Origin of the sequence: Sphingobacterium wenxiniae (assembly GCF_900116225.1) — a bacterium.
GTDB classification, from domain to species: Bacteria; Bacteroidota; Bacteroidia; order Sphingobacteriales; family Sphingobacteriaceae; genus Sphingobacterium; species Sphingobacterium wenxiniae.
This window is the reverse complement of sequence record NZ_FOZZ01000003.1, coordinates 28,506-53,121: the sequence shown is the minus strand read 5'-3', so window position 1 is coordinate 53,121 and position 24,616 is coordinate 28,506. Positions and strand designations below refer to the sequence as shown.

Genomic DNA, 24,616 nt, shown 5'->3' with positions numbered 1-24,616 from the left:
TCGAAATGGAAAGAAATTTAAGAAAAACAAGAATCGGCTTGGTAGTTAGCAACAAGATGGACAAATCTATCGTAGTGGCTGTAGAACGTAAAGTAAAACACCCTATCTATGGTAAGTTCGTTAAAAAAACTACCAAATTCAAAGCTCATGACGAAGAGAATACCTGCGGTATCGGCGATACGGTATTAATCATGGAAACTCGTCCGCTGAGTAAGACAAAGAACTGGAGATTAGTTGAAATTATAGAAAGGGCTAAATAATGGTACAACAGGAATCAAGATTAAATGTAGCCGACAACTCTGGAGCTAAAGAAGTTTTAGTTATCCGTGTGTTAGGCGGTACGCGCAAGCGCTATGCATCAATCGGTGATAAGATCGTTGTTGCCGTGAAAAGCGCTATTCCTTCAGGAAATGTAAAAAAAGGAACAGTTACTAAAGCAGTAGTTGTTCGTACGAAAAAAGAAATCCGTCGTAAAGATGGTTCATACATTCGTTTTGATGACAATGCAGCAGTATTGTTGAATAATAACGATGAACCACGCGGAACACGTATCTTCGGCCCAGTAGCCCGTGAATTACGTGAGAAGCAGTTCATGAAGATTGTATCATTAGCACCGGAGGTTTTATAATTATGGCACAGAAGAAAAAAACAACTACGCACAAAATCAAGATTAAAAAAGGTGATTTAGTGAAAGTTATCGCTGGTAACTCTAAAGGTGTTCAAGGAAAAGTTTTGCAAGTTTTAGTGGATGCTAACAGAGCTGTCGTTGAAGGCGCTAACATTGTTAAGAAACACACTAAACCAAGCGCAGCTAACCCTAATGGTGGTATCATCGAGAAAGAAGCTGCTATCAACATCTCAAACTTAGCTTTGATCGACCCTAAAACGGGCGAACCTACACGTGTAGGTCGTAAAGTTAACGCAGAAGGCAAAATTGTTCGTTACGCAAAAAAATCAGGGGAGGAAATTAAATAATGACTTACGTACCAAGATTAAAAGCGAAATATGCGGAAGAAATCCGTACAGCGCTAAAAGAAAAATTTCAGTATAAAAGCGTTATGCAAGTTCCTAAGCTGCAAAAAATCGTCGTATCGCAAGGTATCGGCGCTGCTACAGCGGACAAGAAGCTTATCGATAACGCAATCGCTGAATTGACTTTGATTACTGGTCAGCAAGCTGTTGCTACCAAGTCTAAGAAAGATATCTCTAACTTCAAATTGCGTAAAGGAATGCCTATTGGTGCACGTGTAACATTGCGTGACAACAATATGTACGAATTCCTTGACCGTTTGATCGCTGTATCTTTGCCTCGTATCCGCGACTTCCGTGGTATCAACGATAAAGGCTTTGATGGAAGAGGTAACTACAATTTGGGTATCACTGAGCAGATTATCTTCCCTGAGATCAACATTGACAAAATCAACAAGATCCAAGGTATGGATATCACTTTCGTGACTTCAGCTGGCAACGATATCGAAGCATTGGAGTTATTGAAACAATTCGGTTTACCATTCAAAAATCAAAAATCAGAGAACAATGGCTAAAGAAGGAATAAAAGCACGCGAAGTAAAGCGTCAGAAATTGGTAGCTAAATTTGCTGAGAAACGTGCAGCTTTGAAAGCGGCAGGTGATTATGCAGCTTTGGATAAATTACCAAAAAATGCTTCTCCGGTACGTTTGCACAACCGTTGCAAATTGACTGGTCGTCCTAAAGGATATATGCGTCAGTTCGGTATCTCTCGTGTAACTTTCCGTGAGATGGCTTTGGACGGTAAAATCCCGGGAGTGAAAAAAGCTTCTTGGTAATCAGAAAAAAAACTTTTACTTTTGCCCGGATAAACCCGAAATGGGTTTATCGGGTTTTTTCGTATTGAAAAATTTTTGTTAACGGGCAATAGGTCCAGGACTTCGGTTAGTCCAGGAAACCCTTGTTCATAATTTTAATCATATAATGAATACAGATCCAATAGCGGATTACCTTACACGAGTAAGGAATGCCATTAAGGCCAACCACAGGGTTGTTGAAATTCCTGCATCGAACCTTAAAAAAGAGATCACCAAAGTTCTTTTTGACAAAGGTTACATTGCTAATTACAAATTCGAAGAAAACGGTCCTCAAGGAAGCATCAAAATCGCTTTGAAGTACCACCCAATTAGCAAAATTCCGGCTATTCGCACATTGACACGTGTGAGTAAACCTGGTTTAAGAAAGTATGCAAGTGTTGAAAACATGCCTCGCGTTTTGAACGGTTTGGGTATTGCTGTCTTGTCTACATCTAAAGGTGTGATGACAGATAAAGAAGCCCGTGTACAGAACGTCGGTGGTGAGGTTTTATGTTACGTTTATTAATCAGGTAAAAAACACGAAGAAAGATGTCAAGAATTGGAAAAGCGCCTATTGCTCTTCCTACGGGAGTATCGGTATCCGTATCCGATAAGAACGTGGTTACAGTAAAAGGCCCAAAAGGTGAATTATCACAACAAGTAGACAGCGCCATCACTGTTAAAGAAGAAGATGGCAATATCGTAGTGACTCGTCCTACGGAACAAAAAAGACACAAAGCATTGCACGGTCTATACCGCTCATTGCTTAACAACATGGTTGTAGGTGTTACTGAAGGTTATAAAACTACACAAGAATTAGTCGGTGTTGGTTATCGTGCAACAAGTACAGGTAACACATTGGAATTAGCCTTGGGTTACTCTCACCCGATTGTTATTGTATTGCCACAGGAAGTTAAAGTAACAACAACTGCAGAAAAAGGTAAAAACCCAACCGTTACATTGGAGTCTATCGACAAACAATTGATCGGTCAGGTTGCTGCGAAAATCCGCAGCCTACGTAAACCAGAACCATACAAAGGTAAAGGTGTTAAGTTTGCAGGTGAAGTTTTAAGAAGAAAAGCAGGTAAATCAGCTAAAAAATAATAACCATGGCAGGAAATAAATTATCTCGCAGAGAGCGAATCAAACAAGGAATAAGAAAAAACCTGGCTGGATCGGCTGAGCGTCCACGTTTATCGGTATTCAGAAGCAATAAAGCTATTTATGCTCAGATTATTGACGATACAACTGGTAAAACATTAGCATCAGCATCTTCAACTTCTAAAGAGTTTGCTGGTTCAGGAAACAAAGTTGAGCAGTCTAAAGCTGTAGGTAAATTGGTTGCCGAAAAAGCAGTTGCAGCAGGTATTAGTAAAGTAGTTTTTGACCGTAATGGGTACTTATACCATGGCCGTGTGAAATCATTGGCTGAAGGTGCTCGCGAAGGCGGTTTAGACTTTTAATCAATCAAAAACATGGCATTAAGCAATATAAAAAGAGTAAAAGCAAGCGAAATTGAATTAAAAGATCGTTTGGTAAGCATTCAACGTGTAGCGAAAGTTACTAAAGGCGGTCGTACTTTCAGTTTCTCAGCTATCGTTGTTGTTGGTGATGAAAACGGTATCGTAGGTTACGGTTTAGGAAAAGCTAAAGAGGTTACTGAGGCTATCACTAAAGGTATCGATGACGCTAAAAAGAACTTGATTAAAGTTCCAGTTATCAATGGTACAGTTCCTCACGAACAATATGGTAAATTCTCCGGTGGTCGCGTTTTGGTACAACCAGCTGTACACGGTACAGGTGTACTTGCGGGTGGTGCGATGCGTGCCGTATTGGAGAGTGCAGGTATTAAGGACGTATTGGCTAAATCATTGGGTTCGTCAAACCCTCACAATGTTGTGAAGGCGACTATCGATGCATTAGCTAATCTTCGCGATGCATATACAGTTGCACAAAACCGCGGCGTCGATTTGAATAAAGTATTTAACGGTTAATTATCATGGCAAAAATCAAAATCACCCAGATAAAGAGCGTTATCGACAGAAACGAGCGCCAAAAGAGAACTATCCAAGCTTTAGGCTTGAAACGCATCAACCACTCTGTAGAAGTTGAAGCTACTCCAGCCATCATTGGTATGGTTAGAAAAGTAAACCACTTAGTAGCTATCGAAGCTATCTAATCGGATAAAGGTTAACGGAAAGGGCTGTCACGGTTCCTTTCCGTTTATTTAATTAATTATTCATCGTTACGACCTGTTTAGTGAGAGCGAAGGCGTAACACAACATTTTAAGACAAAATGAATTTAAGTAGTTTAAAACCAGCTAAAGGTTCTGTAAAAAACAAAAAACGTATCGGTAGAGGTCAAGGTTCAGGTCGTGGTGGAACGTCAACACGTGGACACAAAGGTGCTGGATCTCGTTCTGGTCACTCTACAAAGATCGGTTTTGAAGGTGGTCAGATGCCTTTGCAACGTCGTGTGCCTAAATTCGGTTTCAAAAACCATAACCGCGTTGAGTACAATGGTGTAAACTTAGACGTATTGCAAGAATTGGTGACTAAACATAACCTTACTGTAGTAGATTTCGATACTTTAAAGTCTCATGGATTGGTTTCCAAAAACGACTTAGTTAAGATCTTAGGTCGTGGTGAGTTGACTGCAAAAGTTGAAGTGAAAGCACATGCTTTTTCAGCTTCTGCTCAAAAGGCTATAGAAGCCGCTGGTGGTTCTATCGTAAAACTATAATATTACATGAAGAAACTAATCACAACCTTAACCAATATATGGAAAATTGAGGAGTTGCGTAATCGTATCATTACGACGTTATTGCTTCTTCTTATCTACCGTATAGGGTGTCACGTGGTATTGCCAGGTGTGAATCCGGATGCATTGGCTGCAAAGGGGAGCAGTGACAACGGTATATTGGCTTTGATCAATATGTTTGCCGGCGGTTCGTTCTCGCGTTCAGCTATTTTTGCATTGGGGGTTATGCCTTATATCTCGGCATCCATTGTCGTTCAATTATTGGGGATTGCGGTTCCTGCGTTTCAAAAGATGCAAAAGGAAGGCGAGTCTGGTCGTAAAAAAATGACACAGATTACTCGTTATCTGACATTGGCTATTACTTTAGTACAAGCGGTGGCTTATGTGAAGACACAAGTTCCTGCAGAAGCTAAAACATTGGCCGAACCAATGTTTACTATACTTTCAGCTATCGTGTTGACAGCGGGTACCCTGTTTGTGATGTGGCTTGGTGAAAAGATTACAGATAAAGGTATTGGAAACGGTATCTCATTAATCATCATGGCGGGTATTATTGCCCAACTTCCTGCAGGTCTTGTAGCGGAGTGGGGGTCTAAGATGAGCCCTAATGGCGGAGGTCCTATTCCTTTGTTGGTAGAATTTGTCGCATTGTTCTTTGTTGTTATCTTCACTATTTTGGTGGTGCAAGGTATTCGTAAGGTACCTGTGCAGTATGCTAAGAAGATTGTTGGTAACAAGCAGGTTGGTGGTGTTCGTCAGTATATTCCTTTGAAAGTGAATGCTGCTGGGGTTATGCCTATCATCTTTGCGCAGGCGATTATGTTCTTGCCAATGGCTTTATCTCAGTTTTTTCCTAATATGCAATCTGAGTTTTTGGCTTCATTGAGCAACTATACTTCTGTAGCTTATAATGTGACTTTTGGCGTATTGATTATCGCTTTCACATTTTTCTATACAGCAATTATGGTGAATCCTCAACAAATGTCTGAGGATATGAAGAAAAACGGCGGCTTTATCCCAGGTATAAAACCTGGTTATGATACCAACTTGTTTATTGATAATGTAATCTCTCGTATTACTTTCCCGGGAGCATTGTTTATTGCAATTATTGCAATTTTACCTGCTGTCGCGACGAAATTGGGTGTGAACGATCAATTTGCGCACTTTTACGGAGGTACATCGTTGTTGATCTTGGTTGGTGTTGTTTTAGATACACTGCAACAGATTGAAAGTCATTTGTTGATGCGTCATTATGACGGATTGATGAAAACCGGCAGAGTGAAAGGTCGTTCTACGGCGGCAACAGTCGAAGGTATCGATCAATCAGCAATTTAATAGATGTCTAAAGTTTATTATAAAACAGAAGAACAAATCGAGCAGATACGAGAGTCAGCAAATGTACTCTCGTTGCTGCTTGGTGAAATTGCAAAGGCTATTAAGCCTGGTATTACTACTTTATCTTTGGATAAGTTAGCCTATGATTTCATTCATGATCATGGCGGTACGCCTGCATTTCTGAATTACCATGGTTTCCCATATTCCCTGTGCATTTCCGTGAACGATCAAATTGTACATGGTTTTCCAAGTGAGTATGTGATTAAAGATGGTGATTTGGTTTCTGTGGATGGGGGTGTAAATCTGAATGGTTTTATCAGTGATTCTGCCTATACTTTTGGTGTGGGCGAGATTTCGGCAGAAGCTCAACAACTTTTGGATGTTACAAAAGAAGCATTGTACAAAGGTGTGGCCCAGGCTATAGCTGGTAAGCGTGTCGGTGATATTTCATCGGCAATTCAGGAACATGTTATACCTTACAATTATGGAATTGTCAGAGAGTTGGTAGGACATGGAGTAGGGTTACATTTACATGAAAAACCGGAAGTTCCGAACTACGGCAAACGTGGTTCCGGTCCGAAATTGGAATCAGGATTGGTTATTTGTATTGAACCGATGATCAATGCAGGCAAAGCCGGTGTTAAATTTTGGGACGATGGATGGACGGTGAGTACAATAGATGGTAAGCTATCTGCGCATTTCGAGCAGATGGTTGCTATCCGTAAAGGCAGCCCCGATGTTTTGTTGACCTTTGAGCACGTGGAGAAAGTTTTGGATAAAAAGTAGTTGGTTTTCAATATTTTTATTTATCTTTGCACTCCTGTTTGTGCAGGCTAAAACGTAAATAAAGTTAAAGTATATGGCTAAGCAAGCCTCGATAGAACAAGACGGTATTATAAAAGAAGCACTTTCCAACGCGATGTTTCGGGTGGAATTAGAGAATGGGCATGAGATTATCGCTCATATTTCTGGTAAAATGCGTATGCATTATATCAAAATTCTTCCTGGGGATAAGGTTAAATTGGAAATGTCTCCTTATGATTTAACTAAAGGTCGGATTACTTACCGTTATAAATAGGTAGTAATTCTTACATGAACAGCTTTTAAAAATAGTATTACAATGAAAGTAAGAGCATCTATAAAAAAACGTAGCGCGGACTGCAAATTGATCCGTCGCAAAGGAAAATTGTTTGTAATTAACAAAAAGAACCCTAAGTTCAAGCAACGTCAAGGGTAGTTTATTAACATAATCGCTTAAAGTATTATATGGCAAGGATAGCAGGTATAGATTTACCTAAAAACAAAAGAGGTGTTATAGGCCTTACCTATATTTTCGGTATCGGTCGTTCCACTGCGGCTTATATTTTAGAGAAAGCTGGGATCAGTGAAGATGTGAAAGTATCTGAATGGAACGATGACCAGTTAGCAGCCATCCGTAACATCATCAACGAAGAAATCAAAGTTGAAGGTGCATTGCGTTCTGAAGTTCAATTGAACATCAAACGTTTGATGGATATCGGTTGTTACCGTGGTTTACGTCACCGTAAGCATTTACCTCTTCGTGGTCAACGTACGAAAAACAACTCTCGTACGCGTAAAGGTAAACGTAAAACAGTTGCAAACAAGAAAAAAGCTACTAAATAATAATTAAGAAATGGCTAAAAGTAAAAAGGTTACTAAAAAGCGTATCGTTGTTATCGAGCCTGTAGGACAAGCTCACATTAACGCTACCTTTAACAACATCATCATTACTTTGACAAACAATCAAGGTCAAACTATTTCATGGTCATCAGCTGGTAAAATGGGCTTCAGAGGTTCTAAAAAGAATACTCCGTATGCTGCTGGTCAGGCTGCTCAAGACTGTGGTAAAGTAGCACATGACTTAGGATTGCGCAAAGTAGAAGTTTTTGTGAAAGGACCAGGAGCTGGACGTGAGTCGGCTATCCGTACACTACAAACTGTAGGAATCGATGTGACTACTATCAAAGATATCACTCCACTTCCTCACAATGGTTGTCGTCCTCCAAAACGCAGAAGAGTTTAATAATTTTTATTGTTTAAGATAAGATTCTTCAGCTATAGGCTGAAAGATACTTCAAACAGAGAGAAAAAATGGCAAGATATACCGGACCTAAGTCCAAAATCGCACGTAAATTCAGAGAGCCAATTTTTGGGCCTGATAAAGCGTTAGAAAAAAAGAATTATCCTCCTGGACAACATGGTCCATCGAAAAGAAGAGGTAAACAATCTGAATATGCAGTTCAGTTGTTAGAAAAACAAAAAGCAAAATACACTTACGGTGTTTTGGAGCGTCAATTCCGTACATTGTTCGGAAAAGCTTCTGCGAAACAAGGTATCACTGGTGAGAACTTCCTAAGATTATTGGAAGCTCGTTTGGATAACGTTGTTTACCGTTTGGGTATTGCTCCAACTCGTTCGGCAGCGCGCCAGTTGGTATCCCACAAGCACATTACTGTTAACGGCGAAGTTGTTAACATCCCATCATATAGCTTGCGTCCGGGTGACGTAATCGCAGTTCGCGAACGTTCTAAAACTTTGGAAGCTATCACAGCTTCAGTAGAAGGTAGAAAAATCAATAAATTCAGTTGGTTAGAATGGAACGCTAATGAACTACAAGGAACTTTCGTTTCTTTCCCTGAAAGAGCTGATATTCCTGAAAACATTAAAGAAAACTTAATCGTAGAGTTGTACTCTAAATAATAAAATTATAGCGAGAAGTGTGATTGTTGCAATCACACTTCTCCTATTGTATTTTATGTTCATTAATAAAAACTTTTAAAAGAAAATAAATGGCAATTTTAGCATTTCAAAGACCGGATAAAGTTATCATGCAAAAATCAACAGATTTTGATGGTACTTTCGAATTTCGTCCATTAGAGCCTGGTTTTGGTGTAACTATTGGTAATGCTTTGCGCCGTATTTTATTGTCCTCGTTAGAAGGATATGCAATTACGTCGGTAAGGTTTTCAGGCGTTTCGCACGAATTTTCTACTATCAAGGGTGTTGTTGAAGATGTTACCGAGATTATCTTGAACCTTAAACAAGTTCGTTTCCAAAAAACGGGTGAGCAAGGTGATAGTGAGAAAATCTTTGTGGTTATCACAGGTCAGGAACAGTTCACTGCGGGCGATATTACTAAGTTCTCTAATAATTTCACTGTTTTGAATCCTGAGTTGGTGATTTGTAACATGGATAACTCAATCACTATCGAAGTAGAGTTGTCAGTGGCTAAAGGACGTGGTTATGTAAATGCTGAAGAAAACAAAGTTACTGATGGTCCTGTAGGTCTTATCGCTGTAGATTCTATCTTTACGCCAATCAAGAATGTAAAATATACGATTGAAAACTATCGTGTAGAGCAAAAAACTGACTATGAAAAATTATTGTTGGATATCTCTACAGACGGTTCAATCCATCCAGAGGAGGCATTGAAAGAAGCAGCTAAGATTTTGATCCAGCACTTCATGTTGTTCTCTGATGAGAATATGTTGTTAGAATCACAAACTAAAGAAGAGACTAAAGTCGTAGATGAAGAAATCTTGCACATGCGTAAGATTTTGAAAACTGAATTGGTTGATTTGGATCTTTCAGTGCGTGCATTGAACTGTCTTAAAGCAGCGGATATCCGTACTTTGGCTGAGCTTGTGACCTATGACGTTGCGGATATGTTGAAATTCCGTAACTTCGGTAAAAAGTCATTGAGCGAAATTCAAGAACTTGTTAAATCAAAAGGCTTGTCTTTCGGAATGAACTTAGCAAAATACAAATTAGACGAAGAATAATAATTAAGTAAAAACAAATAAGCGACCTGTTGCGTAATTCCTCTGTAGTATTGAGTACAGTGTATTGAGTATAGAGATTTTTTACTTTTTACTTTTACTTTTTACTTTAAATAAGAACGGTACGCACAAAAAACAAAACAAAAAATGAGACACGGAAAAAAAGTAAACCACTTAGGGCGCACTGACAGTCACCGTAAGGCGATGTTAGCTAACATGGCGACTTCATTAATCAAACACAAACGTATTACTACTACTTTGGCTAAGGCTAAAGCATTGCGTACTTACGTTGAGCCTTTGATTACAAAATCTAAAAACGATACGACTCACTCTCGTCGTACTGTATTTGCTTACTTGAAAGACAAGGAAGCTGTAACAATCCTTTTCCGTGAAATTTCGGAAAAAGTAGCTACTCGTCCAGGTGGATACACACGTATTATCAAGATGGAAAATCGTCTTGGTGACAACGCTGAAATGGCATTCATCGAGTTGGTAGATTACAACGAGGTTTACGGAACAACAGCTAAAACTGAGAAGAAAACTACACGCCGACGCGGTGGTGCTAAGAAAAAAGCTACTACTGAAAAGGCTGTGGTTGCAGAAGAAGTTACAGAAGTTAAAGCTGAAGAAGCAGCGGCGGAAGAAACTCCTGCAACAGAAGAGAAAAAAGATTAATTTATCTTATTTCAATTATAGGGAAGCCCATCAGTATTTGATGGGCTTTTTTATTTTCTGATGTATTATTATCAGGCTGTTATTTATATTTGTACACAGTATTTTATCTAAACCCACATATTCTTATTCATAAAAATGGATTTGTTTAATGTTTATCCCATCAATCCCATCAACATTGTGCGGGCAGAAGGCTCCACTGTTTGGGATGCGGCAGGTAATGAATACCTGGATTTATATGGCGGACATGCGGTGATCTCTATTGGACATACGCACCCACATTATGTTGAAACTTTGACTTCGCAACTGCATAAAATTGGCTTTTATTCCAATTCTGTTGAAATCCCAATCCAAAAACAATTGGCACGACAATTAGGCGAAATCTCCGGGAAGAATGACTATACCTTGTTCTTGTGTAATTCCGGGGCTGAAGCTAATGAAAATGCACTTAAACTGGCTTCTTTTCACACGGGGAGAAAGAAAATCATTGCTTTTAGTAAGTCGTTTCACGGTCGGACATCTTTGGCTGTAGCTGCTACTGATAATCCGGCGATTGTTGCACCGGTAAATGAGACCGAAAATGTAGTCTTTTTGCCTTTCAATGATGAAGAGGCTTTGACGAAAGCTTTTGAAGATTTTGGAGAGGAAATCGCTGCTGTTATTATTGAAGGTATTCAAGGTGTTGGCGGTATTCGTGAAGCTTCTCTTCCGTTTTTACGTTTGATAAGAACGCTGTGCGATCAATATAGCAGTGTTTTCATTGCGGACTCCGTACAATGTGGTTATGGACGTACAGGAGATTTTTACTCGCATGATTATGCAGGAGTAGAAGCGGATGTCTACTCAATGGCTAAAGGAATGGGTAACGGATTCCCAATTGGAGGGATTGCCATTGCTCCGAAATTTAAAGCTTCTTATGGACTTTTAGGTACTACTTTTGGTGGGAATCATTTGGCTTGTGCGGCAGCAGTAGCAGTGTTGGATATCATTCAACAGGAGAACCTCTTAGAAAATGCGCGAGCTGTAGGAGATTATCTTATTGATGAATTGAAGAAATTTGATAAAGTTCAGGAAGTCCGTGGTCGTGGTTTGATGATCGGTATCGATTTGCCTGCGGAATTGAATCATGTCAAAAAAGATCTGTTGCTTAAAAATAGAATCTTCACCGGCGAGGCGAAACCCAATGTTATTCGTATCTTACCGGCGCTGAATATTACTAAGGAAATCGCTGATAGATTTTTGACGGCTTTTGAGGAGCGGTTGAGATAATTCCTTCCCCAGCCCCTCCCTCGTCTTGGCCGAGGCACGGCAAGGAGGGGAGCAAAGTGGATTATTCCCCCTTCGGGGGTTAGGGGGATTGACTTTTTAATTTGAAAAATGAACAAATTTTTTTCGGTAGTTGATGTAGACAATCTATCAGAGATTGTAAAGGAAGCCTTGGAGCTGAAAGCTAACCCCAATGCAAATGAATCATTGGGAAAACATAAAACATTGGGTCTGGTATTCTTGAATCCGAGTCTGCGGACACGTTTGAGCACACAAAAAGCAGCAATGAACCTTGGTATGAATGTTATGGTCATGAATATGGATAAGGATGGTTGGGCCTTGGAGACGCAGGATGGTGTGGTGATGAATGGTACAACAGTGGAGCATATTCGTGAAGCGGCAGCGGTAATGGGTGAGTATTGCGATATCTTAGGTTTGCGTTCGTTTCCGAGCCTGAAAGACAAAGAAGCAGATTATAATGAAGATCTTTTCAATAAGTTCATCAAATTTTGTGGTGTGCCTGTGGTGTCCTTGGAAAGTGCTACCCGTCATCCGTTGCAAAGTTTGACGGATCTGATAACAATTACGGAGCATAAAAATGTGGCTAAACCCAAAGTCGTTTTAGCTTGGGCACCACATGTAAAAGCCTTACCGCAAGCTGTGCCAAATTCTTTCTCGGAGTGGATGTGCAAAGCGCAGGAACAAGGATTGGTGGAATTTACCATCGCTCATCCGGAAGGATATGACCTAAATGAGGATTTTACACAGGGAGCCGCTATTACACATGATTTGAAAGAAGCGTTGCAAGGTGCTGATTTTGTATATGTGAAAAACTGGTCTTCCTATAAAGAATACGGCAAGGTATATCCGGTTGAAGGAAGTTGGATGATGGACAACGAGAAACTAGCCATTACGAATGATGCTAAAGTTATGCATTGTTTACCTGTGAGACGTGATTTGGAACTTTCCTCAGAAATATTGGATGGTCCAAACTCGTTGGTCATCAAAGAGGCGAGTAATCGTGTTTGGGCAGCTCAGGTTGTATTGAAAAGAATGTTGGAGACGATTAAATAAATAATAGAAAAAGAAATAGATGGGAAGTGTGCTGAATATCGTTAAGATAGGTGGAAATGTGATTGACGATGAAAGTGAATTGCAACGATTTCTTGAAAAATTTGCTGCCTTGCCGGGTAAGAAAATATTGGTGCATGGCGGAGGAAAGATTGCTACACGCTTAGCTGCGGAGATTGGTATTGAGGCCAAGATGGTGGAAGGCAGGCGTATCACTGATGAACCAATGTTGGATGTGGTAACGATGGTTTATGCTGGTCTAACCAATAAAAAAATCGTTGCGGCCCTTCAAAAGCATGGTTGTGATGCCTTGGGGCTGAGCGGAGCTGATGCGAATAGCATAAAGGCGGTAAAGCGTCCGGTAAAGGATATTGATTACGGTTTTGTAGGTGATATTTTGGTGGATTCGGTCAATAAATTGGGCGTCAAAAAGTTTCTGGAGGCAGGATTTACACCGATATTCTCCGCGATTACACATAATGGACTTGGTCAACTGTTGAATACTAATGCGGATACGATCGCTTCAGCCTTGGCTGTCTCTCTGTCTGATTTGTATGAAACCAGTTTGGTGTATTGCTTTGAGAAAAACGGTGTGTTGAGGGATGTAAACGATGATAATTCTGTTATCCAATCAATTACCGAGAAAGATTTTGACAGTCTTAAATCGGAGGGTGTAATTTATGAAGGCATGGTTCCCAAGCTGCAAAACGCGTTTCACGCGATTGGCAAAGGCGTGAAAAATGTGTATATTGGAAATGCGGCTAATCTACATCTGTTTCAGCAGGGAGGATTTGGCACTTGTTTAGTTTCAAAATAAAATTATGGGCAAAATAGCAATTATAGGCAGTGGAAATATCGGCTTTTCGTTAGCGAAAGGCTTAGTGAAATCAGGACTTTATCAGACATCGGATATAACCTTGACACGTCGTAGTCTTTCCTCTTTGAAAGAAGAAGCGGAATTGGGATTTCAGATCAGTGATAACAATGCGGAAGCAGCGAAAACCGCAGAGATTGTGGTGTTGGCGATTTTGCCACAACAGCTTCGTAAGGTAATGGAAGATATCAAGCCTGCTCTGAACCACCAACAGATTATTGTGTCTGTGGTATCGGGAGTAAATTGTTCAGATGTAAAAGCTGTTTTGGGAGAAGAGAAGACAGTGATTCGCGCGATGCCTAATACCGCCATTGCTATCGGACAATCCATGACTTGTATTGCTACGGATAATGCGGAAGAAGCTAAAATTAAGCAGATTGAAACCTTATTTGAATCTGTTGGTTCTGTTGTGGTGATCCAAGAAGATTTGATGACTTCCGCAACGGCACTTTGTGCCTGTGGCATCGCTTTCTTCTTGCGTGCAATCCGTGCTGCATCACAGGGTGGGGTGGAAATTGGCTTCCATGCACATGATGCGCTCAAAATGGCGGTGCAGACAGCCAAAGGTGCTGCCGATCTTTTATTACAAACCCAAAACCACCCAGAAGGAGAGATTGATAAAGTTACTTCTCCTAAAGGCTGTACTATTGCGGGACTGAATGAAATGGAGCATAATGGCTTTAGTTCGGCTTTCATCAAAGGCATTAAATTATCTGCTAAAAAGGCAGGAGGACTGTATAATGAATAAGGATATAATGCTTCTGACAGCGGATAGTATCGCGTTGCTCAAAGCGCTTATTTCCATCCCCTCATTTAGTAGGGAAGAGAAGGACACGGCTGCTCAGTTGTGTCTTTTTTTTGAGCAAAGAGGTATAAAGGTTGAGCGTGTGGAGAATAATATCTGGGCTTATAACAAGTATTTCGATGCTTCGAAGCCTACCATTTTACTCAACTCCCATCATGATACAGTGAAACCCAATCCGGGATATACCAAGAACCCTTTTGAACCTTTAGTGGAGGATGGGAAATTATATGGCTTGGGAAGTAATGATGCCGGAGGCTGTCTTGTGTCTTTGATTGCTGCTTTTCTGTATTATTATGCGGAAGAGAATTTGGATTATAACCTGTGTTTGTTGGCTTCTGCTGAAGAAGAGGTCTCGGGAAAGAATGGTGTGGAAGAAGCTATCAAACATCTGAAAAAAATTGATTTTGCTATTGTTGGCGAACCAACATTATTAGATTTGGCTGTTGCCGAAAAAGGGTTAATGGTACTGGATTGTGAAGCCAAAGGCATCTCCGGTCATGCAGCTCGGGAAGAAGGGGAAAATGCTATTTATAAAGCGATGCGGGATGTCGAGTGGTTTAGGACGTATCAATTCCCGAAAGTATCCGAGCACCTTGGCCCGGTGAAAATGTCCTTGACCATGATTCAGGCAGGTTCGCAGCATAATGTTGTTCCGGCTTCCTGCACTTTTGTTGTGGATGTCCGTACAACGGATGTTTATAACAATGAAGAAGTGTTGGCTATTATCCGTGAACATGTTCATTCTTCTGTGCAGGCACGCTCTACGCGGCTAAACCCTTCCACGATAGATCTCCAACACCCAATAGTAAAAGCTGGCATGACTTTAGGAGCGAAGCTATACGGTAGCCCTACAATGAGCGACCAAGCTTTGATTCCATATCCCTCCCTAAAAGTCGGCCCTGGTGACTCAGCCCGTTCGCATACTGCCGATGAATTTATTTACCTCACGGAAATTGAGAACGGAATTCGGTTTTATATCGAATTGCTGGGAAAAGTATTATAATCAAAGAGCCGACTTTCAGTCGGCTCTTTGATTATAAAGTAATTTGTCTTTTAATACTTTCTTCCAAAGAGATGATAGTTTCCGTGCGCTGGATTCCTTTCAATGCCTGGATGTCTTCGTTCAAGACTTTACGCAGATGTGCTGTGTCGCGGCAGACAATTTTGGCAAACATACTGTATTGACCGGTACAATAATGCAATTCGACTACTTCTTTAATATCCTGTAGCTGTTTTACAGCATCAGAATACTGCGAACCTTTCTCCAAATAGATTCCCAAGAAGGCTGTAATGTCAAAACCAACCTTTTGAGGATTAATAATTAGCTGAGATCCTCTAATTATTCCAAGTTCTTCCATTTTTTTCATGCGAACATGTATAGTTCCGCCTGAAACAATTAGTTTTTTTGCGATTTCTGTGTAAGGAATGGAGGCATTTTCCATTAAAATAGACAAAATCTGAATATCTAGATTGTCTAAATCGTAATTTGCGTACTTTTTATCCATAAAAATGGTATTTATTTGTATTTAAAATGGGTGTTTTTTTAAAATTATATAAAAATAAAATATTTTTTGCATTAAAATATAATCTAAACTATATTTGTTTTGTCAAAATGATAATAAAAATATCGATTTGATAATAAAAAAGCATGTTACTTCCCTCAAAATAACATAGGTTTATAATTGGTTAGCGTAGAAGTTCCTCGCCCGGGGAACTTCTTCCTTTTTTATCCATTTCTAAAAACCTTTCCTTTATTAAAATTTTTTCAAAAATAACAAGATTTTTCGGTAATTGATTGTGTGATTTGTAAAAAATAAACGCTTATTTGTCATTTTTTTAAAGTTTGGGCTTTGTTCTTGCATTGCGCCTTCAAGCCCGGTATAATTGGTATATTTACCAAAAAGGAGTATATGGAAATCGAGGATGTAAAAATATCGCGGAAGAAACCTATTTTTCCTGTAGGAAACGGCTTGATAAAATATTTACGGATGTATCAACGCGATGCGAAACTGCCTATTTCGTATCGGGATATGTTGAACTTTACGGAAACGGTGCCTGTGATGGATAAGTTTGGTCAAGATACTTTCTGGGAGACACCTTTATATCCGCCATCTGTTCAGGATCAGTTGTATGAGGGGCTAAAGGTCGTCTATGCGAAGCTGAAGGCTTCGGGTAACACGCGTATCGTTGAGCATAAAATCATCGATCGGATAGAATATTGTGCTTTCGGAAATACAAAACCTTTTCGGGTACGTATTATTAACCGTCTTAATGATGTGTATGATTATTTCTATGTTAAACAGGCAGATGCCTCACGTATATATGGGCTGGAACTGGAGGAGATTCTTTCGCCTAATCAGGTGAATTATCTGGTGGATCGTGATACGCTAATAGAGGAACATATCGTTGGGATCCCAGGGGATGTATTTAGCAAAAACCAGATTCATAATGAAGATTATAACCGAACCCGAATAGCAAAAGAGTTTGTGAAATTCAATGAACGCTGCATTATTTCTGTGTTGGGTGATATGCGAGCCTATAATTTTGTGATGCAGATAACGCCAGATTTTGATGATTTTCAATTTCGTATTCGGGCGATTGACTTTGATCAGCAGTTTTATGAAGGCAATCCCAAGGTCTACATGCCACAATATTTTAAGGAGAATTTTCCGTATGTGAAATTAGCAATGGAACATCTCAATGAAAAAACGGTGTTGCAGTATCAGCAGGAAGAAAGATCCTCCATAGTGCATCGTGTTCGTAGTGAGCGCCACCGTATTAAAGATTTGCGTGATGCCTCCAAATTACAGGAACTGTCTACACCAGAAAATATTATTCAGTTAAGAGAAGGTTATCGGGCATATTATGACAACGATGCTTATGCGAATTGTAAATCCATGACTGATATTGTCGAGCTAAATGTAAAGAATGTTATCCGACAGGTGAAGCTTTAGCGTACCCTTTTCTGGTTGTCCTTTACAAAGGCCTCCCAACCGGAGTAGCTTTTTGTGTCTGTTTGCAGATTTTGCTGAAAAGCATGGCATACTGCTACAGCCAATCCATCTGTTGCGTCCAGAAATTCGGGTATTTCCTGAAATTTTAATAATGATTTCAACATGGCAGCAACTTGTTCTTTACTGGAACTTCCATTTCCGGTTACCGATTGTTTTATCTTTCGGGGTGAATATTCAAAAATGGGAATATCAACACTCAATGCCGCGGCCATAGCTACTCCTTGCGCTCTGCCCAACTTGAGCATGACTTGAATGTTTTTCCCGTAGAATGGTGCTTCCAGAGCAACACAATCAGGTTTGTACTCTTGGATTAGGGCCATGGTTTTCTTAAAAATACGTTGGAGTTTTAGACCATGATCATCCAGATGTCCCATTTTTACCACACCCAAGCTTAAGAGCGTTAGTTTCTGTCCGGATTGTTTAACCAAACCATATCCCATGACGACGGTTCCGGGGTCGATTCCTAAAATAATACGCTCTTTCGCTTTCTCTCTTTGCATGGTACAATTATACGATTTTATATAGAGGGCAGAAAAACTGTCAGACAAAAACCTTTATTTAACGCTGTGCCGTGTACTCTAATTAAAGCCAGGGGAGGGTATGGACTATATCCTAAAAATTTAGTAACATTGTGCTTTTATTTTTGGCTCTTGACAAAACAACAGAAAAAATATTTGAACCTTGGTATCAAGTTGCTCATTGTGGGCTTGGCTATGTGGTTCATCGTTTCAAAAGTAAACAATCAGAAAAACTTAAGGGAATTTCAGACGCTGGTGAATAGTATTGACCCGTTGGTGATACGCTTGACGCTTGCTGTCGTTGTGGTCATGATGCTCCTGAATTGGGCGCTGGAGGTTGTCAAGTGGAAATACTTGAGCCGGAGGATTGAGAAAATTAGTTGGTGGAAAGCGACGAAATCCGTTTTTTGTGGATTGACTTGGGCAATATTCACGCCCAACCGAATCGGAGAATATGGCGGACGGGTGATGCTTTTGCGCCCAGAAAATAGGGCTTCGGGAGCCGTAGCGATGGGGGTCGGCTTGTTTGCTCAGTTGGTGCTGACGAGTGTTTTTGGGGCATTAAGTATTGCTTGGTTTGTTTCTACTTACCTGCCAACGCCAATAGAAGTGAAATTTGCAGTATGGCTGCTCGCAGGAATATATGCGCTGACGTTTGTTATTTTATACTTCAATGTACACTGGGTTGATTATTTGGTTGGTAAATTCAAGTTTCTGGCAAGGATAAAGCCCTTTTTCTCTATTTTAGATCAAGTAACGACCAAAGAACTCTTGGATGTATTGTTGTTGTCATTGGCAAGATTTATCATTTTTACCTCGCAATATATTGTGCTGATGTTGGTTATTTTGCCCGATCTGCCTTTTATGCCAATGACTTTCATGATTTTTATCTTGTTTTTTGTGCAATCTGCCGTACCTTCGCTGGATATTTTTGATTTCTCGATCCGTAGTTTTGTCGCCAGTAATTTGTATAGCTACATCACTACACAAGAAATTGCTGTGATGGCTATTGTTTCCTGTATCTGGTTTGTCAATTTAATATTGCCGGCGATTATCGGGGCATTTTTTGTAATGAATGTAAACTATATTGGTGGTAATAAGTCTTAATATTTTTTCGGTATGCATGACCATTGTGTATGTGCTGCTGGTGCTGTATATGCTACGTGGCTGGCTGCGTATCCCTTATTTTCGGGTTGGCCAAAAGTCATCATCAACACGTGTTTCGGTGCTGCTTGCCGCTCGCAATGAAGAAGGTAATATTGGCAGGACATTGGACTGTATTGTTGCACAGGATTTTCCGAAAGAATTGTTGGAAATCATTGTAGTGGATGACCATTCTACTGATAATACTGCTGAAATTGTCTTGTCTTATGCGGAAAAAGGTGTCAGACTTATTCAGCTTAACGAAGGAGATAAACTTAATTCTTATAAAAAGTTGGCGATTACACGTGCTATTGAACAATCCAATGGGGATATTATCGTGACAACGGATGCTGATTGCCGCATGGATAAGAATTGGCTCAAAACTGTAGTCGGTTTTTTTGAGGAAACTGGTGCTTATATGGTTTCATCGCCCGTAGTGTATTCCGAGGAAAAGAGTTTCTTTGAACGCTTGCAAACAGTAGAATTTCTCTACTTGATTGGTTTAGGGGCGGCTGGTATTGGAAATGGCAACCCAACGACATGTAATGGTGCAAATTTAGCCTATCGTCGTTCCATATTTTACGAAATGGGTGGTTTCCGCGGTATTGATAATCTGGCTTCAGGAGATGATGAGCTTTTCCTACATAAGGTTGCGGAGAAATATGCCGATAAGATTGGGTTCTGTAAAAGCAGGGAGGCTGTTGTATATACAGATGCGAAACCGACTTTGTCTTCTTTTATCAGTCAACGCAGGCGCTGGGCTTCGAAAAGTACGAAATATAAGGACAAGAAAGTCGTTGCCTTGGGGATTTGTATATGGCTGTTTAATTTGTCTCTAATCGTTGGTTTTGGGAATTTTCTTATTGCTCTTCCTCATCTACACTATTTGTTCCTGATGGCATTCGGACTGAAGTTTTTTGCGGAGTTCATCTTTGTCTTGCCGCTATGTAATTTTAGTGGTCGAAGGGAATTGCTATGGTGCTTACCTTTGCTGTCCTTGGTACACGCGGTGTATTTAGTTTATATCGGCATAGCCGGAAATATCGGTAAATACGATTGGAAGGGTAGAAAAGTAAATTGAGTTTTAACCTTCCACTTTTGATCGGATAATATCCTCCGCTTTTTTAACTATTTCTTCAGGACTTAGACCAGTCGTGTCAATCGGATTCAGGACTTCCCATGACATAGAAGTAAATGGTCGGAGTGGGAACATGCCGTATTGGACCATCAAATAAGAATTACGAATAGCTATAGGTACAACCAATGCTTCAGGGTTCTTTTTTAATAAAGTTGCAACCCCGCCAACAGAAAATGGCTTCATTTTACCTGTCTTCGTCCGTGTCCCTTCCGGAAAAATAAAAGCAGACCAATTTTTGGTCTTCATGTTGTTTGCCAATTTCAGAATTTCGCTGATAGACTGTTTTGGATCTTTGCGGTCGATGTTGGCCGCGCCTCCGTGCAAAAGATTGAACGATATGCTGGGAATGCCAGCTTGGGCTAATTCAATCTTAGAGATAAATTTTCCGTGGAATCTTCTTAAAAAATAGATCATCGGCGGAATGTCATAGGTGCTCTGATGATTCGCAATGAAGATGATGGGTTTGCCTATAGGTAGATTTTTATTGTCAATGAAACGTGTACGGTTGAATAGCGTGTAATTACAAGCGACTAACAATCCATTCAGTATATCTACGCTTCTTTTATGCGCTCCGTATCCTCCGAGTTTTAGACAAAGCCATTGGATAGGATGGAAGATAAGTAGTGCGAGTGCAAAACAGATGTAAAATATAGGTGTAAGGATATAACCGAGTACTTTTCTCATTTGATTTTAAAATTGTGCAAACTTACATAAATCATTTTATATGCAATATAATTATTGTGTGGCATATAAAGTAGGGAATTATGTGCGAATATTTTAACTATATTTATGTTTTGGTCATCCTGATTTTATGTTTATTTGAAAACTTATTCTGCAAGGCTTAGAAAATTTATTTTATACGTGATTGCATAGTTGATTTATAGAAGCTTATTTATATGAGAAATTATCTGGTTTTCATTCTTTTGTTGGTACAGTCCTGTTTAGGATATTCTCAATCTTTTGAAGGTACATGGCGAGGTGATTTGAAGATACAAGGAATGGCACTCCCTTTGGTTTTCCATTTGCAAGGAGAGACTAAAGAATGGAAAGGGAGTATGGAGAGTCCGGCACAGAGCAAGGCTCAGATTCCGTTAAGTTCTGTTCGTGTAGAACAAGATTCGATCTTTATTGAGGTTGCAGCTATTGGTTTGCGTTTTCAAGGCAGATTGCTGGATAATGAAAAGTTGGAGGGGCAAGTATTGCAAAATGGAATGAAACTACCGATAGTGATGTCCAGACCGGAAAATGTTTCCAATAAACGTTTACGTCCGCAGACGCCGACAGCTCCTTATCCTTACGACACCTTGGATGTGCGTTTTAAGAATACCTTTGATGCTGAAGAATTGGCTGGGACAATCACCATGCCTCGCAGTGAAGGTAAATTTCCTGCTGTTGTATTAGTGACCGGGAGCGGCCCACAGGACAGAAATTCAGAAATCTTTGGGCATCAGATATTCAAAGTAGTTGCCGATTATTTAACGCGAAATAATATTATTGTCTTGCGTTATGATGAGCGCGGGATAGGTCAATCCAAAGGAAATTATACCACGAGTACAATCAATGAGTTTAGCAAAGACGTAATCAGTGCCGTGGATTTTTTAAAGAGCCAGGAGAAAGTCGATGTGAATAGGGTCGGCATTATTGGGCACAGCGAGGGAGGGCTAATTGCTACGCTAATCGCAGGCCAGCATTCTGCCGATATCGATTTTATAGGTGTACTGGCCGGTCCGGCAATCTCTATTGACTCATTGATGGTTTTGCAGGCCTATGAGATAGGTAAGAATGCGGGAATGTCAGAAAATTATTTGGAACAAGTGCGTAACATTAACCGGAAAAATTATGCTTTGGTGAAAAGTGATTTATCTGCAGAACATGCTTATTTGCAGATTCTAGAGAACACGGAAGTTATTATTCCAGATCCTACACAATCCCAAAAGGATGAGATAAAAATGATGATGCGACCCGCTTATCGTTATTTCATGCGTATAGATCCGGTGCCGTTCATTCAACAAATCAAAATCCCTGTGTATGCAGCTTTTGGGGGTAAAGATATTCAAGTGCCTTTTGCTCCTAATATGGAAAGCTTGTCGGATAATTTGCCTAAAAACGATCGTCATCTCTTAAAAGTATATGATGGACTGAACCATCTGTTTCAAAAAGCAGAGACAGGAGCCGTATCTGAATATGTCGAGATTGAGGAAACCTTTAATGAGGTTGTATTAAGTGATTTAGCTGGGTGGATAAACTCTTTATAGAGATATTCGTGATTATCTTCGATAATGGTGTAAGATAATCACGAATCTTTTATGGTGTTGTATTTGCAACAGGAAGCACCTTTCCATTGTAAAATTGATGACCATTTTGTGCAAACTCTGCTACATATCTTCCCATTTCGAATGCCAAGGTTCCAGCTTCTACTCCCGGAAACGCTTCTTCGAACATTTCTGTCTGCGAAGAGCCTAACGCTAAACAGTTCACTTTTATACCTAATTCTTTAAACTCTTCTGCTAAACATTCTGTTAATGTTGCTAAGGCGCCTTTGCTTGCAGAATAAGCCGATAATCCTGCAAATTTTGCAGAGCCCTGAAAACCGCCCATGCTTCCGATATTGACGATATGCCCGCCGTTTGTCATTAAAGGAGCAATGTGCTTTATCATATTCACGTGTCCCAATAGATTGGTCTGGAAAACCTGTGCGAAATCGTCCAAAGAAGTTTCCAAAAATGGTTTATTGATTAATATTCCAGCATTGTTTATCAGAATATCTACGTGTTCGAATTTGGATTGTATGAATGGAATTAGTGAATCGGGATAATTGTCATAAACAATATCAAACTGTGCAGGATAAAGCTTTCCGCCTTCAGGATTTAAAGATGTGGATATCTCGTGTAGTTTTCTCAGTCTATCTGCCGAACGCGCCAAGGCAATGACTTGGTTGTCTCTGTTTCGTGTTAAGTCCAAAACTGCTTCGAATCCTATGCCATGACTGGCACCTGTGATAATGATATTTGCCATAATATGTATTTATTCCTTTTCAAGTTCTTTCTCCACTTCACTTGCAGAGGGAAGTCTGTCTGCACCTAAACGCTGGGGTCTAAAGATATAATATATACCCGAAGAAGCAACGAGCAGGGAAATGATATAGAAAATCAGACTAATTAATACTGCTAAGTGAGGGTCCAATTTAAAATAGTTTGCACCATAGATGATAGCTAATTCTCGTAGACCTACGCCTCCGCCAATCGTCGGAACAACTGCGACAAGTGAAGAAACCATAAAGATAAGCAGATACGGAGAAAACTTACCATCGAAGTTCATCGCATAAAGTATGCATATAGCACTCAGCGTCTGAAATCCTTGTACAGCGAGTGCTTTGATATGTGTCTGGATAAAGCGATTAAAGAAATCCCGAAAGAAAAGGTGAAGAAAATAAACGTATGTTGTGGTTCCTATAGCCAGTGTGGCAATGGTAATGCTGTTGGGAATTGCTAGTCGAGGCATGAAAATAACCAATGCTCCGATAATGATACAAAGTGCCCAAAGGCCGCTTAATCGATCAAAAAATACGGCACTGAGGACTTTTCTACCTTTGATGTGATGATTTTTCTTCAGAAAATAAATTTTATAACCATCCCCTCCGATACCTCCAGGAAGAAAAAAGTTATACAATAGGCCCAATTGGTATAACCGCATATTATAACGCTCACTCAATTTCAGTCCGATGGTTTTAAAAAAGCTGTTCAGTCGTGAGGAGGCGATGACTATCGATATGATATAACTTAATAAAGCTAAAAATAAGAATAAGGGATTACAATCTGTTAGGGCTTGCTTGACGTCTGGAAATGAGATTTTGCGCATCACAAAATACAAAGCTCCGAGAGTCACCAGAACTTTGAATATATTTTTTAAGATGGACCAGTATTTATTTTTCATGATGATGTGATTGGAATAGCCTGCATTATGTCAATGGACTGCTTTGGATATATAAAAGCAACAAATAGGCACACAAAAATGCTCCACAAAGTGAAAACATCCAATTGAAATCCACTTGTGTAAACTTATTTCGAAGCACGACAATCAATAATGCTGTGAATAATAAAAAAAGTAAAATAGGCGCAGCAATTGACCAAATACTTTGAAAATTAAGGTTTGCGGGCAGTAATTCCCTATTCGTGAAATAGACAATAATTGGAATAGCCAATAGAATAATCGTAATGCGCAAAATTGCTTTCGCAATAATCTTGCTTATGGTATGATTTTTGGATACAGTCATATGACGCAAAGTTATATATTTCCTCTATAAATAATGTATCTGTGAGGGAGAGGAGATTCAGTATATATGCATTCGTAGTTGTATTGCATATAAACATGAATTTATCTAAGTTTGCGAATATA

The 24,616-nt window shown here is 39.8% G+C and carries 35 protein-coding genes; 29 read left to right on the top strand and 6 right to left on the bottom strand.

The window, feature by feature from the left end; translation table 11 throughout:
- Nucleotides 1–5 precede the first annotated feature (5 nt).
- The 25 genes from rpsQ (at nt 6) to BM375_RS04985 (ending at nt 15,411) form a co-directional block, all read left to right on the top strand.
- Nucleotides 6–260 carry a 30S ribosomal protein S17 gene (rpsQ, locus tag BM375_RS05105; RefSeq protein ID WP_093364167.1) on the top strand — a complete coding sequence of 85 codons (255 nt, stop codon included), beginning with the start codon at nt 6–8 and terminating at the stop codon, nt 258–260.
- The gene (gene rplN / locus BM375_RS05100) at nt 260–628 is read left to right on the top strand and encodes a 50S ribosomal protein L14 (RefSeq protein ID WP_093364165.1); all 369 of its coding nucleotides are present in this window, start codon (nt 260–262) and stop codon (nt 626–628) included. Before rpsQ ends, rplN begins: the two co-directional genes overlap by 1 nt.
- Before the next feature lie 2 nt (nt 629–630).
- Entirely contained in the window at nt 631–975 is a 345-nt protein-coding gene (rplX, locus tag BM375_RS05095) for a 50S ribosomal protein L24 (protein WP_093364164.1), read from the top strand.
- Nucleotides 975–1,544, top strand: coding sequence for a 50S ribosomal protein L5 (gene rplE, locus BM375_RS05090; protein ID WP_093364162.1), 570 nt, complete (start codon nt 975–977; stop codon nt 1,542–1,544). The genes rplX and rplE overlap by 1 nt, the downstream gene beginning before the upstream one ends.
- Nucleotides 1,537–1,806 (top strand): 30S ribosomal protein S14, encoded by a 270-nt coding sequence (gene rpsN, locus BM375_RS05085; protein WP_093364161.1) that lies wholly within the window; start codon nt 1,537–1,539, stop codon nt 1,804–1,806. Before rplE ends, rpsN begins: the two co-directional genes overlap by 8 nt.
- Nucleotides 1,807–1,951: 145 nt before the next feature.
- On the top strand, nt 1,952–2,350 hold the full coding sequence (gene rpsH / locus BM375_RS05080) for a 30S ribosomal protein S8 (RefSeq protein ID WP_093364159.1): 399 nt from the start codon (nt 1,952–1,954) through the stop codon (nt 2,348–2,350).
- Between the two features lie 23 nt (nt 2,351–2,373).
- Complete coding sequence (rplF, locus tag BM375_RS05075) at nt 2,374–2,928, top strand: 50S ribosomal protein L6 (protein WP_093364158.1); 555 nt, start codon at nt 2,374–2,376, stop codon at nt 2,926–2,928.
- A 5-nt stretch (nt 2,929–2,933) separates the two neighbouring features.
- Nucleotides 2,934–3,287 (top strand): 50S ribosomal protein L18, encoded by a 354-nt coding sequence (rplR, locus tag BM375_RS05070; protein ID WP_093364156.1) that lies wholly within the window; start codon nt 2,934–2,936, stop codon nt 3,285–3,287.
- A 12-nt stretch (nt 3,288–3,299) separates the two neighbouring features.
- Nucleotides 3,300–3,818 carry a 30S ribosomal protein S5 gene (gene rpsE / locus BM375_RS05065; protein WP_093364155.1) on the top strand — a complete coding sequence of 173 codons (519 nt, stop codon included), beginning with the start codon at nt 3,300–3,302 and terminating at the stop codon, nt 3,816–3,818.
- Between the two features lie 5 nt (nt 3,819–3,823).
- On the top strand, nt 3,824–4,003 hold the full coding sequence (gene rpmD / locus BM375_RS05060) for a 50S ribosomal protein L30 (protein WP_093364154.1): 180 nt from the start codon (nt 3,824–3,826) through the stop codon (nt 4,001–4,003).
- Nucleotides 4,004–4,120: 117 nt separating this feature from the next.
- Entirely contained in the window at nt 4,121–4,567 is a 447-nt protein-coding gene (gene rplO / locus BM375_RS05055; protein ID WP_093364153.1) for a 50S ribosomal protein L15, read from the top strand.
- A gap of 6 nt (nt 4,568–4,573) precedes the next feature.
- A complete protein-coding gene (gene secY / locus BM375_RS05050) occupies nt 4,574–5,920 on the top strand; it encodes a preprotein translocase subunit SecY (RefSeq protein ID WP_093364151.1) in 1,347 nt (448 codons plus the stop codon).
- Nucleotides 5,921–5,923: 3 nt separating this feature from the next.
- The gene (gene map, locus BM375_RS05045) at nt 5,924–6,706 is read left to right on the top strand and encodes a type I methionyl aminopeptidase (RefSeq protein WP_093364150.1); all 783 of its coding nucleotides are present in this window, start codon (nt 5,924–5,926) and stop codon (nt 6,704–6,706) included.
- Between the two features lie 73 nt (nt 6,707–6,779).
- Complete coding sequence (infA, locus tag BM375_RS05040) at nt 6,780–6,998, top strand: translation initiation factor IF-1 (RefSeq protein ID WP_021071231.1); 219 nt, start codon at nt 6,780–6,782, stop codon at nt 6,996–6,998.
- 42 nt (nt 6,999–7,040) lie between these two features.
- Nucleotides 7,041–7,157: a type B 50S ribosomal protein L36 gene (ykgO, locus tag BM375_RS05035; RefSeq protein WP_093364148.1), complete on the top strand. Its 117-nt coding sequence runs from the start codon at nt 7,041–7,043 to the stop codon at nt 7,155–7,157.
- A 29-nt stretch (nt 7,158–7,186) separates the two neighbouring features.
- Nucleotides 7,187–7,564 (top strand): 30S ribosomal protein S13, encoded by a 378-nt coding sequence (rpsM, locus tag BM375_RS05030; protein ID WP_093364146.1) that lies wholly within the window; start codon nt 7,187–7,189, stop codon nt 7,562–7,564.
- 10 nt (nt 7,565–7,574) lie between these two features.
- Nucleotides 7,575–7,964: a 30S ribosomal protein S11 gene (gene rpsK, locus BM375_RS05025; RefSeq protein WP_093364145.1), complete on the top strand. Its 390-nt coding sequence runs from the start codon at nt 7,575–7,577 to the stop codon at nt 7,962–7,964.
- Nucleotides 7,965–8,032: 68 nt separating this feature from the next.
- Nucleotides 8,033–8,641 (top strand): 30S ribosomal protein S4, encoded by a 609-nt coding sequence (gene rpsD / locus BM375_RS05020; RefSeq protein WP_093364143.1) that lies wholly within the window; start codon nt 8,033–8,035, stop codon nt 8,639–8,641.
- Nucleotides 8,642–8,730: 89 nt separating this feature from the next.
- Nucleotides 8,731–9,723 carry a DNA-directed RNA polymerase subunit alpha gene (locus BM375_RS05015; protein ID WP_093364142.1) on the top strand — a complete coding sequence of 331 codons (993 nt, stop codon included), beginning with the start codon at nt 8,731–8,733 and terminating at the stop codon, nt 9,721–9,723.
- Nucleotides 9,724–9,867: 144 nt separating this feature from the next.
- On the top strand, nt 9,868–10,395 hold the full coding sequence (gene rplQ, locus BM375_RS05010) for a 50S ribosomal protein L17 (protein ID WP_093364141.1): 528 nt from the start codon (nt 9,868–9,870) through the stop codon (nt 10,393–10,395).
- Nucleotides 10,396–10,530: 135 nt separating this feature from the next.
- Nucleotides 10,531–11,661 (top strand): aspartate aminotransferase family protein, encoded by a 1,131-nt coding sequence (locus BM375_RS05005; RefSeq protein WP_093364139.1) that lies wholly within the window; start codon nt 10,531–10,533, stop codon nt 11,659–11,661.
- 108 nt (nt 11,662–11,769) lie between these two features.
- Entirely contained in the window at nt 11,770–12,732 is a 963-nt protein-coding gene (locus BM375_RS05000; protein ID WP_093364137.1) for a Rossmann-fold NAD(P)-binding domain-containing protein, read from the top strand.
- Between the two features lie 19 nt (nt 12,733–12,751).
- The gene (argB, locus tag BM375_RS04995) at nt 12,752–13,546 is read left to right on the top strand and encodes an acetylglutamate kinase (protein WP_093364136.1); all 795 of its coding nucleotides are present in this window, start codon (nt 12,752–12,754) and stop codon (nt 13,544–13,546) included.
- 4 nt (nt 13,547–13,550) lie between these two features.
- Complete coding sequence (gene proC / locus BM375_RS04990; RefSeq protein ID WP_093364134.1) at nt 13,551–14,351, top strand: pyrroline-5-carboxylate reductase; 801 nt, start codon at nt 13,551–13,553, stop codon at nt 14,349–14,351.
- Nucleotides 14,344–15,411, top strand: coding sequence for a M20 family metallo-hydrolase (locus BM375_RS04985; protein ID WP_093364133.1), 1,068 nt, complete (start codon nt 14,344–14,346; stop codon nt 15,409–15,411). The genes proC and BM375_RS04985 overlap by 8 nt, the downstream gene beginning before the upstream one ends.
- Nucleotides 15,412–15,442: 31 nt before the next feature.
- Here BM375_RS04985 and BM375_RS04980 read toward each other — a convergent pair whose 3' ends face one another.
- Nucleotides 15,443–15,913 carry an Lrp/AsnC ligand binding domain-containing protein gene (locus BM375_RS04980; protein WP_093364131.1) on the bottom strand — a complete coding sequence of 157 codons (471 nt, stop codon included), beginning with the start codon at nt 15,911–15,913 and terminating at the stop codon, nt 15,443–15,445.
- Nucleotides 15,914–16,318: 405 nt separating this feature from the next.
- On the opposite strand from BM375_RS04980, the gene BM375_RS04975 reads away from it, so the two are divergent.
- Nucleotides 16,319–17,362: a hypothetical protein gene (locus BM375_RS04975; protein ID WP_093364587.1), complete on the top strand. Its 1,044-nt coding sequence runs from the start codon at nt 16,319–16,321 to the stop codon at nt 17,360–17,362.
- Here the strand turns inward: BM375_RS04975 and ruvC are convergent.
- Entirely contained in the window at nt 17,359–17,922 is a 564-nt protein-coding gene (gene ruvC, locus BM375_RS04970) for a crossover junction endodeoxyribonuclease RuvC (protein WP_093364130.1), read from the bottom strand. The two genes, BM375_RS04975 and ruvC, sit on opposite strands and share 4 nt — an antisense overlap.
- A 150-nt stretch (nt 17,923–18,072) precedes the next feature.
- On the opposite strand from ruvC, the gene BM375_RS04965 reads away from it, so the two are divergent.
- Nucleotides 18,073–19,047, top strand: a complete 975-nt coding sequence (locus BM375_RS04965; RefSeq protein ID WP_093364128.1) for a lysylphosphatidylglycerol synthase domain-containing protein — start codon at nt 18,073–18,075, stop codon at nt 19,045–19,047.
- Between the two features lie 16 nt (nt 19,048–19,063).
- Complete coding sequence (locus BM375_RS04960; RefSeq protein WP_093364127.1) at nt 19,064–20,164, top strand: glycosyltransferase family 2 protein; 1,101 nt, start codon at nt 19,064–19,066, stop codon at nt 20,162–20,164.
- A 3-nt stretch (nt 20,165–20,167) separates the two neighbouring features.
- Here BM375_RS04960 and BM375_RS04955 read toward each other — a convergent pair whose 3' ends face one another.
- Nucleotides 20,168–20,905, bottom strand: coding sequence for a lysophospholipid acyltransferase family protein (locus BM375_RS04955; RefSeq protein ID WP_093364125.1), 738 nt, complete (start codon nt 20,903–20,905; stop codon nt 20,168–20,170).
- A 212-nt stretch (nt 20,906–21,117) separates the two neighbouring features.
- Here BM375_RS04955 and BM375_RS04950 point away from each other — a divergent pair, with 212 nt between their 5' ends.
- Nucleotides 21,118–22,476 (top strand): alpha/beta hydrolase family protein, encoded by a 1,359-nt coding sequence (locus BM375_RS04950; RefSeq protein ID WP_093364124.1) that lies wholly within the window; start codon nt 21,118–21,120, stop codon nt 22,474–22,476.
- Between the two features lie 49 nt (nt 22,477–22,525).
- Here BM375_RS04950 and BM375_RS04945 read toward each other — a convergent pair whose 3' ends face one another.
- Genes BM375_RS04945 through BM375_RS04935 form a run of 3 tightly spaced genes read right to left on the bottom strand, consistent with a single transcriptional unit; the run spans nt 22,526 to nt 24,494 of the window.
- The gene (locus tag BM375_RS04945; RefSeq protein WP_093364122.1) at nt 22,526–23,236 is read right to left on the bottom strand and encodes an SDR family NAD(P)-dependent oxidoreductase; all 711 of its coding nucleotides are present in this window, start codon (nt 23,234–23,236) and stop codon (nt 22,526–22,528) included.
- A gap of 9 nt (nt 23,237–23,245) precedes the next feature.
- A complete protein-coding gene (locus BM375_RS04940; protein ID WP_244525830.1) occupies nt 23,246–24,154 on the bottom strand; it encodes a lysylphosphatidylglycerol synthase transmembrane domain-containing protein in 909 nt (302 codons plus the stop codon).
- Nucleotides 24,155–24,179: 25 nt separating this feature from the next.
- Nucleotides 24,180–24,494, bottom strand: a complete 315-nt coding sequence (locus BM375_RS04935) for a hypothetical protein (protein ID WP_093364119.1) — start codon at nt 24,492–24,494, stop codon at nt 24,180–24,182.
- Nucleotides 24,495–24,616: the final 122 nt, after the last annotated feature.